Origin of the sequence: Rhodococcus sp. IEGM 1351, assembly GCF_030056875.1 — a bacterium.
GTDB classification, from domain to species: domain Bacteria; phylum Actinomycetota; class Actinomycetes; order Mycobacteriales; family Mycobacteriaceae; genus Rhodococcus_F; species Rhodococcus_F opacus.
The window spans coordinates 196,428-211,893 of the sequence record NZ_JASHKU010000002.1; the positions used below are offsets into that span (position 1 = coordinate 196,428).

15 protein-coding genes and 1 riboswitch are annotated in these 15,466 nt (G+C 67.3%); of the genes, 7 read left to right on the forward strand and 8 right to left on the reverse strand.

Features of this window, described 5'->3' with window-relative positions; genetic code table 11:
- Nucleotides 1-5 precede the first annotated feature (5 nt).
- The 3 genes from QM806_RS03885 to QM806_RS03895 all read right to left on the reverse strand — a co-directional run bounded on the left by QM806_RS03885 (nucleotide 6) and on the right by QM806_RS03895 (nucleotide 3,393).
- Nucleotides 6-1,367 carry a peptidase MA family metallohydrolase gene (locus tag QM806_RS03885; RefSeq protein ID WP_283290407.1) on the reverse strand — a complete coding sequence of 454 codons (1,362 nt, stop codon included), beginning with the start codon at nucleotides 1,365-1,367 and terminating at the stop codon, nucleotides 6-8.
- A gap of 49 nt (nucleotides 1,368-1,416) precedes the next feature.
- Entirely contained in the window at nucleotides 1,417-2,469 is a 1,053-nt protein-coding gene (locus QM806_RS03890; protein WP_005260128.1) for a C40 family peptidase, read from the reverse strand.
- A gap of 378 nt (nucleotides 2,470-2,847) precedes the next feature.
- Nucleotides 2,848-3,393, reverse strand: coding sequence for an NlpC/P60 family protein (locus QM806_RS03895; RefSeq protein ID WP_029537328.1), 546 nt, complete (start codon nucleotides 3,391-3,393; stop codon nucleotides 2,848-2,850).
- 14 nt (nucleotides 3,394-3,407) lie between these two features.
- Nucleotides 3,408-3,572, reverse strand: a riboswitch (cyclic di-AMP (ydaO/yuaA leader).
- A gap of 456 nt (nucleotides 3,573-4,028) precedes the next feature.
- Here QM806_RS03895 and QM806_RS03900 point away from each other — a divergent pair.
- Together QM806_RS03900 and QM806_RS03905 are read left to right on the forward strand one after the other, a co-directional pair.
- Nucleotides 4,029-5,795, forward strand: a complete 1,767-nt coding sequence (locus tag QM806_RS03900) for a DEDD exonuclease domain-containing protein (RefSeq protein WP_054247637.1) — start codon at nucleotides 4,029-4,031, stop codon at nucleotides 5,793-5,795.
- Nucleotides 5,792-6,067, forward strand: a complete 276-nt coding sequence (locus tag QM806_RS03905) for an Lrp/AsnC family transcriptional regulator (protein WP_005247708.1) — start codon at nucleotides 5,792-5,794, stop codon at nucleotides 6,065-6,067. The genes QM806_RS03900 and QM806_RS03905 overlap by 4 nt, the downstream gene beginning before the upstream one ends.
- A gap of 9 nt (nucleotides 6,068-6,076) precedes the next feature.
- Here the strand turns inward: QM806_RS03905 and trpD are convergent, their stop codons facing one another.
- Together trpD and QM806_RS03915 are read right to left on the reverse strand one after the other, a co-directional pair.
- Nucleotides 6,077-7,165 (reverse strand): anthranilate phosphoribosyltransferase, encoded by a 1,089-nt coding sequence (trpD, locus tag QM806_RS03910; RefSeq protein WP_133984446.1) that lies wholly within the window; start codon nucleotides 7,163-7,165, stop codon nucleotides 6,077-6,079.
- Nucleotides 7,166-7,208: 43 nt separating this feature from the next.
- Nucleotides 7,209-7,679: a hypothetical protein gene (locus QM806_RS03915; protein ID WP_005573196.1), complete on the reverse strand. Its 471-nt coding sequence runs from the start codon at nucleotides 7,677-7,679 to the stop codon at nucleotides 7,209-7,211.
- 126 nt (nucleotides 7,680-7,805) lie between these two features.
- Here QM806_RS03915 and ctaE point away from each other — a divergent pair, with 126 nt between their 5' ends.
- From ctaE to qcrB, 4 genes are all read left to right on the forward strand, one after another.
- Nucleotides 7,806-8,417: an aa3-type cytochrome oxidase subunit III gene (gene ctaE, locus QM806_RS03920; RefSeq protein ID WP_005260123.1), complete on the forward strand. Its 612-nt coding sequence runs from the start codon at nucleotides 7,806-7,808 to the stop codon at nucleotides 8,415-8,417.
- Between the two features lie 64 nt (nucleotides 8,418-8,481).
- Complete coding sequence (gene qcrC / locus QM806_RS03925; RefSeq protein ID WP_005247712.1) at nucleotides 8,482-9,333, forward strand: cytochrome bc1 complex diheme cytochrome c subunit; 852 nt, start codon at nucleotides 8,482-8,484, stop codon at nucleotides 9,331-9,333.
- Nucleotides 9,330-10,472 carry a cytochrome bc1 complex Rieske iron-sulfur subunit gene (gene qcrA, locus QM806_RS03930; protein WP_005247713.1) on the forward strand — a complete coding sequence of 381 codons (1,143 nt, stop codon included), beginning with the start codon at nucleotides 9,330-9,332 and terminating at the stop codon, nucleotides 10,470-10,472. The genes qcrC and qcrA overlap by 4 nt, the downstream gene beginning before the upstream one ends.
- 29 nt (nucleotides 10,473-10,501) lie before the next feature.
- On the forward strand, nucleotides 10,502-12,151 hold the full coding sequence (gene qcrB, locus QM806_RS03935; RefSeq protein WP_133986725.1) for a cytochrome bc1 complex cytochrome b subunit: 1,650 nt from the start codon (nucleotides 10,502-10,504) through the stop codon (nucleotides 12,149-12,151).
- A gap of 2 nt (nucleotides 12,152-12,153) precedes the next feature.
- Here the strand turns inward: qcrB and QM806_RS03940 are convergent, their stop codons facing one another.
- The gene (locus QM806_RS03940; protein WP_065491674.1) at nucleotides 12,154-13,101 is read right to left on the reverse strand and encodes a DMT family transporter; all 948 of its coding nucleotides are present in this window, start codon (nucleotides 13,099-13,101) and stop codon (nucleotides 12,154-12,156) included.
- Nucleotides 13,102-13,170: 69 nt separating this feature from the next.
- Here QM806_RS03940 and QM806_RS03945 point away from each other — a divergent pair, with 69 nt between their 5' ends.
- Nucleotides 13,171-13,773 (forward strand): TetR/AcrR family transcriptional regulator, encoded by a 603-nt coding sequence (locus tag QM806_RS03945; RefSeq protein ID WP_065491675.1) that lies wholly within the window; start codon nucleotides 13,171-13,173, stop codon nucleotides 13,771-13,773.
- Nucleotides 13,774-13,844: 71 nt separating this feature from the next.
- Here QM806_RS03945 and QM806_RS03950 read toward each other — a convergent pair whose 3' ends face one another.
- Together QM806_RS03950 and ctaC are read right to left on the reverse strand one after the other, a co-directional pair.
- Nucleotides 13,845-14,261, reverse strand: coding sequence for a cytochrome c oxidase subunit 4 (locus QM806_RS03950; protein WP_005573189.1), 417 nt, complete (start codon nucleotides 14,259-14,261; stop codon nucleotides 13,845-13,847).
- 41 nt (nucleotides 14,262-14,302) lie between these two features.
- The gene (gene ctaC, locus QM806_RS03955) at nucleotides 14,303-15,370 is read right to left on the reverse strand and encodes an aa3-type cytochrome oxidase subunit II (protein WP_016880030.1); all 1,068 of its coding nucleotides are present in this window, start codon (nucleotides 15,368-15,370) and stop codon (nucleotides 14,303-14,305) included.
- Nucleotides 15,371-15,466: the final 96 nt, after the last annotated feature.

Genomic DNA, 15,466 nt, shown 5'->3' on the forward strand with positions numbered 1-15,466 from the left:
CAGGGTCACCCCAGGTGAGCACCCACCCAGTCGGTCCAGCGGTCGCGGAATTGACCGGCGTCGACGCCGAGGACGTCGGACAGCCGCCCGTCGACCGTTTCCGGATCGGCCTCTCCCACGGCCAGCGTCCGGTACAGCTCGGTCAGCCTCGATTCGCCGTACTGCTCCGCGACGAAGGCGTTGATCGACCACGCCGTCTCGTAGGCGACCGAACCGCGTTGTCCGTACCCGGAGAAGTCGGTGTCCTCGGGGAAGTCGGTCGGCGGACCCTCGGCACCCACCTGCGCGGTCAGTGCCGGCGCGATTTGCCGTTCGGCCTCGCCGGTCCCCCGGTAGGCCGCGTACTCCGCGTAGCCCTCCAGCACCCACATCGGCGAGCGGTCCACCGTCTCGGCGCGTGCCGCCACGTGGATCAGCTCGTGCCGCAGGATCGCCCGCCGGGTGATCTCGGTCAGCCGGTCCGCCGACGCGGGGCTGAACACGATTCGCTGTCCGGTGACCGTGGCGGCGTCAGGGTCGACGGCGTCCGAGATGGCGACGGCGGCGATGTCGCGTCCGTCGTGATTCGGCCCGACGAGAGCCGTGAACTCGTCCTGCGATCCCGCGACCCACACGAGCGCGCGGCCCGCCCAGTTCGAACCCCACAGCTGGGTGGCGTTGACGACGGCGGCGGGGAGTTCGTCCGCCAGCCGGTCGACCATGGTGGCGTTCTCGGGATGTCCGAGCACCACCGACGTCCGCCCGTCACCGGTTTCGACGCGGCGCGACACGACGGGTCCGAAATCCCACGGTCCGCGCCAGGTCCGCCGCTCGCCGTCCACGGTGGCGCTGTCGCTGACGAGTGCCCAGCGGTCGCCGCGCCGGGCGACGACGAGAGCCACCGGTTTGCGGGTGGGACTCTCGTCCGCGATCGCGTGGCGGAGTTGCACGGCGGGGGCCCACACCTCGTCGGCCCCGATCGCGTCGACGAGACTCGACGGCACCGCCGTCTCGGCTCCCTCGGCGATCTCGTAGCCCCAGTCCGAGAATTCCACCCCGGCAACGTTGCCCGCCCGCCGCGTCTCGGCGGCCAGGAATCCCGGTGCCGCCGCCCGATCCATCAGACCGGACAACCGGGCCGCGTCGTTCGTCCGCACGGCCGACGCCCAGGTGTCGAGGAGCGTCTGGACGGCTGCCGCACGCGCCTCGGCGTCGGCCTGCACGGTGCCGACGGCTCCGTCGGCTGCCCGCTCGGTCCGGGAGAACCCGGTCAGTGCGAGTACGACGACGACGGCGAGAACGAGTCCGGCCAGTGCGGCCAGCTCCCACGGGCGCGCCTGACGGCGCGAGGTCGGATCCGTTGCGGGAGACGGGTCTGAAGCGGGCACGCCGGTGAGTGTATGAGCACGCCCGGGCGCCGCCGTCGGACGGTCGCCGTCAGTAGCGGCGCGCCCCGTAGAAGGGGAACTTCGCCATCGACTCGATCTTCACCGGAACACCGAACGTCGAGGCGTGGAGAATGTTGCCGTTTCCGGCATAGAGGCCGACGTGGGACGCGTCGTTGTAGAAGAGGACGACGTCGCCGGGCTGCAGGGCGTCGCGGGACACCGGGGTGCCGCCGCTGGCCTGCGCCTGACTGGACCTCGGCAGCGTCTTGCCGATCTGCTTGTACGCCCACACGACGAGTCCCGAGCAGTCGAATTCGTCCGGACCGGTGGCGCCCCACACGTACGGGTCGCCGATGCGGGTCATGCCTGCCTGCAGCGCGCTCGTGCCCGAACCGGGGGTGAGGTGCGCGAGGATCGTGTTCGGGTCGAAGCCGGGCGGGAAGGGCGTCCCCGCCAGCTGGTCGCGTTCGGCGCCGGTGAGATCTCCGAATGCCTTGATCACGTCGGCGATCTGCGCCTGCAGGTCGCTCTGTTTGCGTTGCAGGTCGTCGCTCACGGCTTTGGCCTGCTCGGTCGCGGACCGCGCGGCATCAGCGGACTTCTTCGACGCCTCGGCCGCCTCGGTGGCTTCCGACGTGGCCGATTGGAATTGCGCGACCTGATTGCGGGTGTCGTTGGAGATGGCGTCCAGAGCGGACATCTGGTCCAGGAGTTGCTGCGGCGAATCGCTCACCATCACGGCGAAGAGGCGATTGGTCCGTGCGCCCTGGTAGTTGGCGGTGGCGAGCTTGTTCACCACGGGCTGGAAGACGGCGACGCGCGCGTTGGCGGCGTCGAGCACACCCTGGTCGGCCGCAAGCTTGGCGTCGGCGTCGCGTTGCGCCGACTGTTTGGCCTCGAGATCGATCTGCGCGTTGTGGAGTGCTTCCGACGTCTGCTCGGACTGCCGGGACAGGTCACCGAGCTTCGTCAGCGCTTCGGTCGGGTTGGTGGTGACCGGGTCTGCACCCGCCTGGATCGCGGGCAGCGACACGAGCGCCACCGACAGCACGCCGGCTGTCAGCACGCTGCCCAGGGAGCGCTTCATCTTGTGTGAGGCCACGGAAATGCAGTTCTCCGATCGTCGATCTCCACCAGCCGGGTCGGGTGTCCGATGCGCGGCTCAGGGATTTCCGCGGCCGAGGCGACCGTGGAGTGCCGAAGAGGTGGTGACCCGCGTTGCCGCCCGGCTGGCGCGACAAGACTTCGCAAGGTCTCGGATAGGTTACGGAATGGCATACGTTTGTGTCCACCCATGTCACGAACGGGTGGCGGGGACCACCGGCGAGTGGACGACTCGCTGTCTGCCTGGGGCGCAACGACATCGAGGGTGGGTTCGAATCGTGATTCGAACCCACCCTCGGTGGTCGTGCGAGATCCTACGAAGCTACCCCGTGCATCCCCGCCCTCGACTCGGTGGATGCCTCGCCTCGTGTGTGGATCAGTAGCGGCGTGCGCCGTCGAAAGGCATGGACGCGATGGGCGCCAACTTGACGGGCTGACCCTCGGTGGAGGCGTGAATCACGTTGCCGTTGCCGGCGTAGATGCCCGAGTGCGATCCGCCGTAGAAGGAGACCACGTCGCCGGGGCGGAGATCGGACTGCGACACGGGAGTGCCTGCCGCTGCCTGCGCGTAGCTGGTGCGCGGCAGATTCAGTCCGGCCTGCTTGAACGCCCACTGCACCAGGCCGGAGCAGTCGAACGAGTTGGGGCCGGCGGCGCCGTAGACGTACGGCGAGCCGAGCTTGGTCTGAGCAGCCTGAACGGCCTTGTCACCTGCGGTGCTGGCCGGCGCCGGGGGCGCGGGGAGGTTCGGGACACCGGGGATCTGCGGGATGACGACACCCGGGATCTCGAAAGTTCCGACTCCGGGGATGGTGACGGGATCTGCGGCCGCGGGGGCCGCGGTAGCGGTGAGCGCTCCGACTGCGAGCGCGCCGGCGACGACTGCCCGTCGCACATTCCGCTTGGAAACTTGTGACGCCACGAAAGGGGTACTCCGTTTCTTCCATTCATCCGCCGACCGAGTTAGCTGACGGGTTCGGGCTGGGAAGATCAGCCCTACCCACCGGTGCGTGAGGACGTCCCGGCGGGATTCACCCCAGTAGAAACTTGGGTTCCCGGTACGACCGCTCTCGCGAGTGGCCGATTAGGCGGTGACTAGCGATGCTGCCCCGGTGTTGGGGCTGCGAGACTCCGCTAGGTCTCAGGAAGGTTACGAAATGGAATACCCCGATGTCGACCGGAACACGCGGAAAGTGTCCGTTTGGGCCGATTCCGGCTTTGCGGGCGCGCGATACCCACATTCGGTAACGACTGGATAACAAGCGGTTTGTTTCCGATCTCTTTCCGACAGCGGGAGTGGGCATTTCGCGGACCCTCACGACTCCCCGATTTCTCCCCACGCCGTGTTCCTGCTGTTCAACGGGGTGCCGCGGACCGAACCCGCGGCACGCGCCGGACCCGCCGCAACCGACCGCCGCACCATGCGAATCCCTCGTTCGCGGCCCCGCGGCCGCCCCTCGCACCGCCCGCGACCGCCGCCCGAGACGGGCAGTGTGATCCTCGTCTCTCCGGGCTCTCCGGGCGGTTCTGTCGGTGCCCGTCCATACGCTCCGATCCGTGAGTGTCCCCGGTGTACCCGAACAGCTGAGATTCGACGAGCTCGACACCCCACTGCGGGACACCACGTTCGTGGTGGTCGATCTCGAGACCACCGGTGCACGGCCGGGTGAGGACGCCATCACCGAGATCGGCGCCGTGAAGATCCGCGGAGGCGAGGTGATCGCCGAAATGGCCACTCTCGTCGACCCGGGACGGTCCATCCCGCCGCACATCGTGGAGATCACCGGCATCACCACCGCCATGGTGATCGACGCCCCGCGGATCGAGCGAGTGCTGCCGGCGTTCCTGGAGTTCGCACGCGGGGCCGTGCTCGTCGCGCACAACGCCCCGTTCGACACGGGCTTCCTCAAAGCCGCGGCGTCCGCCACCGACACCCCCTGGCCCAAGTTCACCGTGCTCTGCACCGTCAAACTGGCCAGGCGCGTCCTCAGCCGCGACGAAGCGCCGTCCGTCAAGCTGTCGTCGCTGGCCCGGCTGTTCGACGTCGGGACCACTCCGACCCACCGGGCACTCGACGACGCCCGTGCCACCGTCGACGTCCTGCACGCCCTGATCGCGAGGGTCGGCAATCAGGGGGTGCACAGTCTCACCGAACTCGTCGACTATCTGCCCGACGTCTCCTCACACCAGCGGGCGAAACGCTCACTCGCAAGCCATCTCCCCCACGCTCCCGGCGTCTACCTGTTCCGCGGACCGTCCGACGAGGTCCTCTACGTCGGCACGGCGACCGATCTGCGCCGGCGGGTGCGCAACTACTTCACCGGCTCCGAGACGCGTGGACGGATGAAGGAGATGGTGGCCCTGACCACCCGGATCGACCACGTCGAGTGCGCGCATGCGCTCGAGGCCGGTGTGCGCGAGCTCCGGCTGCTCGCCGCGCACACGCCGCCGTACAACCGGAGGTCCAAGTACCCGAAACGCGGCTGGTGGATCACGCTCACCGCGGAGGCATTCCCCCGGCTGTCGGTGGTGCGTACCCCGGCCGCCGACTCGCTCGGTCCGTTCCGGTCCCGCTCGACCGCAGTCGACGTCGCCGACGTCCTCGCCGAGTACTGCATTCTCCGGACGTGCACGAGCCGCATCCCGAAGGGAAGGGAGCACGGTCCGCAGTGCCCGCCCCGCGAGCTCGGACGCTGCCCGGCGTCCGTCCACGACCGCATGACGGAGGACGCCTACCGTCCCGGGCCGGAACTCTTCCGGCAGTTCCTGCGCGGCCTGGACGACGCCCCGCTGCACCGCATGCGCGCACGGGTGGAGGAGCTGGCCGCCGGCGAGTTGTTCGAGAACGCCGCACGCCTGCGTGATCGCACCGCGGAGGTCGTCCTCGCGTTGCGCAGAATGCAGCGCCTGGCCGCCCTCACCGCCCTCGATCAGCTCGTGGCCGCTCGCCCGGCCGTCACCGGCGGCTGGGAGTTCGCGGTGATCCGTTCCGGGCGACTCGCGTCCGCGGGCTGCGCCCGGCGCGGAATCCATCCGATGCCGGTGGTCGATGCGCTCGTTCTCACCGCCGAAACCGTCGTTCCCGACGCAACTCCGCTTCGCGGCGCGTCCCCCGAGGAGGCCGGGCTGCTGGCGCGCTGGCTCGACCAGGAGGACACCCGCATCGTCAGCGCCTCCGCGGGCTGGTGCGAGCCCGCACGGGGCGCCGGATCCTGGTCCGAGTGGTGCGCACTCGCGCGAGCGGGCAGCGCGTCGACACGGGACGCCGAGACCCGACCACCCGCGCCGAGTTCCGCCGACCACCGCTTAGGCTGGCGATCATGATCAACGCCATCGTCCTGATCCACGCCGAAGCCCACCGCATCCCGGAGACCGCTCAGGCGGTCGCCGACATCGAGGGCGTCGACAAGGTCTATTCCTGCGCAGGCGACGTCGACCTGATCGCGATCGTGCGGGTCCGGGACCACGCGAAGATCGCGGAGGTCGTCACCGAGGGAATCAACAAGGTGGACGGCGTCTCCCGGACGGCGACGCACATCGCGTTCCAGTCCTACTCCAGCGCCGACGTCGAAGCGGGCTTCTCGATCGGCGAATAGTTCCGCCGGCTATTTGCTGGCGGAAAGGCCCGACGTGAGTTCGGCCCACCGCGCGAGCAGCGTCGCGGCCGCTCCACTGTCGATCGACTGTGCCGCCATCGAGAGTCCGTCCGACAACGCGTCTTCGAGCGTGCGGCCGCCGAGTCCCCGGTACGCCGCGATCGCCGCCGCGGCGTTGAGGAGGACCGCGTCGCGGACGGGTCCGGTCTCACCGGCGAGGAGTCGCCGCGCCACCGCCGCGTTCACCTCGGCATCGCCGCCGCGCAGTTCGTCGAGCGACACCCGCGCGATCCCGATGTCCCGGGGATCGAGCTGACGGGTGGTCACCGCCCCGTCCGCCACGATGTACACGGTCGACGTCGTCGACGTCGTCAACTCGTCCAGGCCGTCGTCACCCCGCACCACGAGCGCCGAGTTGCCGCGCTGCGCGAGCACACCGGCCACCACCGAGATCAGGCCCGGGAACGCGCAGCCGATGAGGCCGGCCCGCGGACGCGCCGGATTGGTGAGCGGTCCGAGCACGTTGAAGACGGTCGGGATGCCGATCTCCTTGCGCGGCGCGCCGGCGAAGCGCAGGGCGGGATGGAACACCGGCGCGAAGCAGAAACCGATGCCGACCTCCCGGACGCAGCGGGCCACCTCGTCGGGACCGAGATTGATCTTCACCCCGAGCGCCTCGAGAACGTCCGCCCCGCCGCTCTTGGAGGACGCCGCCCGGTTTCCGTGTTTGACGACGCGAATGCCGGACGCCGCGACCACGAGTGACGCCATCGTGGAGATGTTCACGGTGTTGGATCGGTCACCTCCGGTTCCGACGATGTCGACGACGTCGTCGTCGACGGGGACCTTGCGCGCGTGCCCGAGCATCGAGTCCGCCAGTCCGCGCAACTCCTCCGGTGTCTCGCCCTTCATCTTCAGGGCGACACCGAACGCCGCGATCTGCGCGGACGTGGCGTTGTCGGACATGATCTCGTCCATCGCCCACTTCGCCTCGTCCACCGAGAGGTCACGTCCGTCGGTGAGCGTGCCGAGGACCGACGGCCACGTGCGTGCCGGCCGCACACCGTCGTTCGTCCCCTGAGCAGTCGGGCTCTGCATCGTCGTGTCCCCTTGTACTAGTGGCGGATCCGGTCCTGGAAGCCTAGTCACCGGACGGATCGGACTCGCGCGCCGGTTGCGTCGCGTCCCAGCCGTCGACCGAGCCACCGAGTCGCTGCGCCAGCCCGGCCATTCTCGACCGTTCCTGAGAACAGTGCAGCGCGTCGAGGATCTGGACTCGCTGCAGCACGAGTCCGACCGTCGCACCGTCCTCGCCGGGGGATGCCGGCCCGTGCGGATTCTGCGGTCGGTAGCCGTCCTGGGCGGCGATCGACACGGCGTCGGCCACCGACGACGCGGGCAGCCGCAGATGGTGCCGCAGCACCGCTTCCGCGTCGGCGTCCCACCGCGGTTTCTCGGCGGCGGCGCGGTCGAGAGCGGTCGAGCACGCCTCCACGTCGTCGAAGCTCGAGGCGACGACCACGAGGTCGTGCCGATCCTGATCGAGAGGGGCCGGTTGCCGACTGCCGAACAGCCTCCGCAGCCACCCCGTACTGTTGTCACGAGAGCGCATGGCTCCACCCTTTCACGGTCCGCCACCAGGCTGTCAGCAGGGAGAATCGGACAAGCGGGGCGCATCGACGCGCCGAGGGTGGACCCGGGTAGTCGTCTCTTACGACGAAGCGTCATACTTCTGTCTGTGACGAGCGCAGTAGGGACTTCAGGATCAGCAATCACCCAACGCGTGCACTCGCTGAACCGACCTAACATGGTCAGCGTTGGCACCATCGTGTGGTTGTCAAGTGAGCTCATGTTCTTCGCAGGGCTCTTCGCCATGTATTTCGTGGCGCGAGCGCAGGCGAATGGGAACTGGCCGCCGGAGCCGACCGAGCTGAATCTGTTCCTCGCCGTACCGGTGACGCTGGTGCTGATCGCCTCGTCGTTCACCTGCCAGATGGGTGTGTTCGCGGCCGAGCGCGGCGACGTCTTCGGCCTCCGCCGGTGGTACCTCCTGACCCTGGCGATGGGCACGTTCTTCGTCCTCGGACAGGCCTACGAGTACATCCACCTCGTCGAGCACGGCACCTCGATCTCCAGCAGCGTGTACGGCTCGGTGTTCTACATGACCACCGGCTTCCACGGCATGCACGTGATCGGCGGCCTCATCGCGTTCGTCTTCCTGATCGCCCGCACCAAGGTCAGCAAGTTCACGCCCGCCCAGGCCACCGCCGCCATCGTCGTCTCGTACTACTGGCACTTCGTCGACATCGTGTGGATCGGTCTGTTCGCCACGATCTATTTCATCCGTTGATCAGCTGAACGCCCCAGGCAGCCCCCTGACGTCCAGTCCGTCCCGACATACCAAAGGGATACAGATGAGTTCATCCCCCCCTCCCGCATCCGACACCACAGCGTCTGCCGCGAAGGCACGCCGCCAGCGGAAGCTCCGCAGGCGCGTCACGGGCGCCCTGGTCCTGATGATGGGACTGGTCAGCGCCGGTTTCCTCGCGTCCGCGTTGACGCCGACCCCGCAGGTGGCCACCGCCACCGACGATCAGGCAGCACTGATCCGCGAGGGCAAGCAGTTGTACGACACCTCGTGCATCACGTGCCACGGCGCGAACCTGCAGGGTGTGCAGGACCGCGGCCCGAGCCTGATCGGTGTCGGCGAGGCCGCCGTCTACTTCCAGGTGTCGTCGGGACGCATGCCTGCCTCGCGTAACGAGGCCCAGGTCGAGCGCAAGCCCGTCAAGTTCGACGCCGAGCAGACGGACGCCATCGGCGCGTACGTCCAGGCCAACGGCGGCGGCCCCACGGTCATTCGTGACGAGAACGGCGAGGTCGCCCAGTCTTCGCTGCGCGGTGGCGACATCGGACGCGGCAGCGAACTGTTCCGCCTCAACTGCGCGTCCTGCCACAACTTCACCGGACGCGGCGGTGCACTCTCGTCCGGTAAGTACGCGCCGGTCCTCGACCCGGCCAGCGAGCAGCAGATCTACACCGCGATGGTCACCGGCCCGCAGAACATGCCCAAGTTCTCGGACCGTCAGCTGACCCTCGAGGAGAAGAAGGACATCATCGCCTACATCAAGTCGTCAGGCGAGACGAAGCAGCCCGGCGGCTACGGACTCGGCGGCATCGGTCCCGCCTCCGAGGGCTTGGCCATGTGGGTCATCGGAATCATCGCTGTCGTCGGTGCAGCACTGTGGATCGGAGCAAGGTCATGAGCGACGCTGGCCAGCCGGGCGGCGCCACGCCAAAGAAGTACACGGATGCAGAACTCGAGAACCTGAGCCGCGACGAACTGGTCGAGCTCGGAACCAACCTCGACCACGTCGACGTCGCGTTCCGCCGCAACCGCTGGGCGGTTCCGGGGACGAAGGCCGAGAAGCGCGCCGAGCGGTCGGTCGCCTTCTGGTTCGCCCTCTCCGGCATCTCCGCGATCGCGTTCATCGCGATCTACCTCTTCTGGCCCTGGGAGTACGCAGGCGCCGGCGAGGAGCACTACTCGGCCTACAGCCTGTACACGCCCCTGATCGGCCTCACCATGGGTCTGGCCATCCTCGGCCTCGGTGTCGGTGCGGTGCAGTTCACCAAGAAGTTCATCCCCGAAGAGGTGTCCATCCAGGACCGCCACGACGGTGGATCGTCCGAGGTCGACCGCAAGACGATCGTCGCGGAACTCGGCGACTCGTTCGACACGTCGACGCTGGGACGCCGCAAGCTCCTCAAGCGCACCCTCATCTTCGGCGGCGGTGCCCTCGGCATCATGTCCGTCATGCCCCTCGGTGGTCTGATCAAGAACCCGTGGGCCAAGCGCGACGACTCCCCGCTGTGGGTGTCGGGATGGACCCCCCGCTACGAGGGTGAAACCATCTACCTGCGCCGCGACACCGGTCGCCCCGAGGACGTCGTCCTCGTTCGCCCGGAAGACCTGGACGCCGGCGCCATGGAAACGGTGTTCCCGTTCCGTGAGTCCGATCGCGGCGACCACGACGCGCTGCTCGAGGCGCTGCGCGGCATCCGTAACGCAACCATGCTCATCCGCCTCCGCACGGAGGACGCGGCACGGGTCACCAAGCGCAAGGGCCAGGAGAGCTTCAACTACGGCGACTACTTCGCCTTCTCGAAGATCTGCACCCACCTCGGCTGCCCCACCTCCCTGTACGAACAGCAGACCAACCGAATCCTCTGCCCGTGCCACCAGTCGCAGTTCGATGCGCTGACCTACGGAAAGCCGATTTTCGGTCCGGCCGCTCGTGCACTTCCGCAGTTGCCTATTACAGTGAACGAAGAGGGTTTCCTAGTCACAACGGGTGACTACATCGAAGCTCTCGGCCCGGCATTTTGGGAGCGTCGACCGTGACCGACAACAAACCGTCCAAACTGAGCGCGATGGCCACCGGCCAGGCCGAAGCGATGGACTCGCGCTACCACCTCGCAGCGGGAATGCGGCGGCAGATCAACAAGGTCTTCCCCACCCACTGGTCGTTCCTGCTCGGCGAGATCGCGCTGTACAGCTTCATTATCCTGCTGATCTCCGGTGTCTACCTGACCCTGTTCTTCGATCCGTCGATGGCGCACGTCGTCTACAACGGTGCGTACGAGCCCCTGCGCGGCGTCACGATGTCCCGCGCGTACGAGACCACGCTGAACATCTCGTTCGAGGTCCGTGGCGGCCTGTTCGTCCGTCAGATCCACCACTGGGCCGCGCTGATGTTCGCGGCGTCGATCGTCGTGCACCTGATGCGCATCTTCTTCACCGGCGCCTTCCGGCGTCCGCGTGAGGCCAACTGGGTCATCGGCTGCCTGCTGCTGATCCTGGCGATGTTCGAGGGATTCTTCGGCTACACCATCCCCGACGACCTGCTGTCCGGCACGGGCCTGCGCGCCGCGTTCTCCGGCATCACGCTGAGCATCCCGATCGCAGGCACCTGGATGCACTGGCTGATCTTCGGCGGCGACTTCCCCGGCGACCTGATCATCCCGCGCCTGTACGTCGCGCACGTCCTGCTGTTCCCGGGCATCATCCTCGCCTTGATCGCCGGTCACCTCGCGCTCGTCTGGTACCAGAAGCACACGCAGTTCCCCGGCCCCGGCCGCACGGAGAACAACGTCGTGGGTGTGCGCATCCTCCCGGTGTTCGCCGTCAAGTCGGGTGCGTTCTTCGCGATCACGTTCGGTGTTCTGGCCGTGATGGGTGGCGTGCTGCAGATCAACCCGGTCTGGACCATCGGCCCCTACAACCCGTCGCAGGTGTCGGCCGGTTCGCAGCCCGACATCTACATGATGTGGACGGACGGCCTGGCCCGTCTGTGGCCGGCATGGGACATCTACCTGTTCGACCGCTACACCATTCCGTCGGTGTTCGCTGTCGCGTTGATCATGGGTCTGGTGTTCACGGTGCTGATCGCCTACCCGTGGATCGAGAAGCGCCTGACGAAGGACGACGCTCACCACAACCTGCTGCAGCGTCCGCGTGACGTTCCGGTGCGTACCGCGATCGGTGCGATGGCGATTGCGTTCTACGCCGTCCTGACGATCTCCTGCATCAACGACATCATCGCGTACCACCTGAGCATCTCGCTGAACGCGATGACGTGGATCGGCCGCATCGGCATGGTGCTGCTGCCTCCGATCGCCTTCTGGGTGGCCTACCGGTTCTGCCTGGGTCTCCAGCGCAGCGACCGTGAGGTCCTCGAGCACGGCATCGAGACCGGCATCATCAAGCGGATGCCGAACGGTCAGTACATCGAGATCCACCAGCCGCTCGGCCCGGTCGACGACCACGGTCATCCGATCCCGCTCGAGTACCAGGGTGCGACCGTCCCGAAGAAGATGAACAAGCTCGGTTCCGCTGGCAAGCCCGGTTCCGGCAGCCTCGTCACGGCCGACCCGGTCGAGGAGAGCCTGGCTCTCGAGCACGCCCTGCACCACGGCGAGCACGAGCAGCTCACAATGCTGCGGGAGTACCAGGACCGCGCCCACGGTAACGGTTCGTCGACTTCCGGCAACGGATCGTCCGGCAACGGCGAGGCCCACTAGCCTCACCTCCGCAACCGAGCAGAGCCCCGAACCACTTCCGGTTCGGGGCTCTGCTCGTCTGTGGGCTTGCCCGCTCCCCTCCCCCGCGGCTGTGCGCGGAACACGAGCGCGACCGCCCCGAGTCCCAGAAGTAGACCGAGCGCGGTGAGGATTCCGAACGGCTCGCCGAACATCACGGTCCCCCAGATCGCCGTCACCGGTGCCATCAGGAACATCAGAGCATTGACCCGGGTGACCCCGCTCCGACGCAGCACGAGCCAGTACAGGCCGTAGCCGCCGAACGTGGACAGGCCGATCAACCAGGCCACCGACCACCAGAACGATGCCGTCGGCGGTGGCGACACCTGTCCGGCGCACGCGGCGAGGGCGGTGAAGAGCACGGCACTGGTCGCGCAGTGCACGGTCATGGACACGACGGGGTCGGTGTCGGTCGGTGAGCGACTCTCCAGGAAGGTCGCGGCCACCAGCGACAGCATCCCGGCGAACGGCACGAGATACGCCCACCACGACACACCGGACCCAGAGGTGGCGTCGCCTGCGGTGACGATCACGACCCCCGCCAGTCCCAGCAGCAGCCCCCACCACTGCCGGGGCGCGACGTACTGCCCCAGCAGCGGGCCGGCCAGTACGGCGACGACCAGGGGCTGGGTGCCGTCGATCAGCGCGGTGGTACCGGTCGAGACGCCGAGCCCGATCGCCTGGTAGACGGTCAGCAGATACCCGGTCTGCGACAGCGCGCCGACCGTCACCTGACGACCGAACGCACGGGACCCGAGTCCACGCCACCGTGCGCGGTCGAACAGCGCGGCCGCCAGGGCGAGTGCCAGGGCGAGTGGCAGGAACCGCCAGGTCAGAACCGTCAGAGGGGATGCGTCCCCGGCGCCGAGTTTGGCCCCGATGAAGCCGGAGCTCCAGCACACGACGAACAGCACGGCGAGAAACGCATTCACAACTGACCACCACCCAAGTAAACAGATCGGTATACCTCTTCAACCTATACCGATCTGTATACTTTTGTCATGGATTCTGTGCCGTCACCGCGACGCGTCGCACTGACCCCGGGAGCGAGGCGAGCGCTGGACGCGGCCGGCCGCCTCTTCTACGAGCGGGGAATTCACGCGGTCGGCGTGGATCTCATCGCCGCCGAGGCCGGCGTCACGAAGAAGACGCTCTACGACCGTTTCGGATCGAAGGAACAGATCGTGGTCGAGTACCTCGCCGACCGGGACGAGCGGTGGCGGGCATTCCTCGCAGTCCACCTCGACACCGTCGGCGACTCCCCCGAGCGGCGCCTGACGGCGATCTTCGACGCGTCCGGGGAGTGGACCACGGAGAACAGCGCGAAAGGGTGCAGCATGGTCAACGCGCACGCTGAGATCAGCGACCCGTCACATCCGGCGTACGCGGTCATCATCGGCCAGAAACGGTGGATGCTCGACCTGTTCACGGGGGTGTGCCGGGACGCGTCGGTGCGCGATCCGGAGACACTCGCGCGCACCATCATGCTGCTCCACGAAGGTGCCCTGGTCTCGCACGGATTGCACGTGTTTCCGGAGGCGGTACGACTCGCGTCCGATCAGGCGGCGGCACTCCTCGCCGCCGCGGCGGACCCGGCCGGCTAGGGCCGACGACAAAGCGGAGGCGCCGAACCCCGGTGGGATTCGGCGCCTCCGCTGTCCGACTGTGGGTGGAACTAGTGCTTCTCGGGCCCGACGTAGTACTCGAAGACGAGGCCTGCAGCGGCCGCGAGCACGGCAATCACGGCGACCACAATCATCCACGGCTGGAAGAACGCCATCGCTACTGCGACGAAAGCAGCAGAGGCGGCGAGCAGGATCGGCCAGTAACTACCGGGGCTGAAGAAGCCCAGGTCGCCTGCGCCATCGGCGATCTCCGCGTCCTCGTAGTCCTCGGGACGGGTGTCGAGGCGACGGGCGACGAACCGGAAGTACGTTCCGATGATCAGCGTCAGTCCCGCCGACAGGCAGATGCCCGTCAGACCCGCCCACTCGATACCGGTTCGTGAAACGGCGGTGAAGACGCCGTAGACGATCGCGACGAGAATGAAGAATACCGTCAGGATCTCGAAGAGCTTGGCTTCGATCTTCATATCAGCACTTGTCCTTGGTCAGTGAGGTATCAGCAGCAGGTTCAGTTACCTTCGACACCGCTCGCCTGCTTGTAGCCGCGATCGGTGGTGAAGGGAGACGTCGACGTCGCAACCGGGGACTCGCCGATGGCCTGCAGAGCCTCCGCCGTGGTCAGATCCCGGCCGCCCTCGCTCGCCGGCTTACGCAGCTCGATGTACTGCGCGAACTTGTCGGGGCTCACGGCGCGAACCTCGAAGTTCATCATCGCGTGGAACGTGCCGCACATCTCGGCGCAGCGCCCGACGAAGGCACCTTCCTTCTCGATCTCACTGATCTGGAAGACGTTGTCGGAGTGGTTCTCCTTCGGGTTCGGGTTCACGTCGCGCTTGAACAGGAACTCCGGCACCCAGAAGGCGTGGATGACATCGGCCGAGGCCAGTTCGAACTGGATCCGCTTGCCGGTCGGCAGGACGAGGATCGGGATCTCGTTGCTCGAGCCGATCGTCTCGATCTTGTCGTAGTGCAGGTAGGACAGGTCCTGCGGGGTCTTGCCGTGGATTGGCCCGGGCTGAGCGTGCTCGCCCTCGGCCTCCGCCTCGGATGCCGGTGCGGACTCGACCGCAGCCTGCGCTTCCTGATCGACGCCGTCGTACTTGCCGCCACCCTCACCGAGGTCGATGGAGCGGTAGCCGAACTTCCAGTTCCACTGGTACGCAGTGACATCCACCACCACGTTGGGGTTGTCCTCCTTCTCGAGGACATGGTTCTGCACGATCACCGTGAAGTAGAACAGCACGGCGATGATGACGAACGGAACCGCGGTGTACGCCAGCTCGAGCGGCACGTTGTATGCCGTCTGCCGCGGGAACTCGGGTGAGTCCTTCTTCTTACGGTGGAAGATCACCGCCCAGAAGGTGAGTCCCCACACCAGCACACCCATGACGAGGGCGGCGATGACCGACCAGGTCCACAGTTCACGCATGCGGTGCGCCTGCGGGGTTACGCCCGAAGGCCACCCGAAACGAAGCACCTCGTTGTCGATTGAACAACCCGACAGCAGCAAGGCAGCAATGCCCAAAGATACTGCCAACCCTGCCCGCCGAAGGATCCGACCTTGCGCCACGTTCACGCCTTCCTGATCGCCGCAAATTCCACTAGGGCACACCCGATGGGAAGGCCCAATTACTACGCAGCGTAGACCAAAGGTGGCGGCTCTCCATCCTCG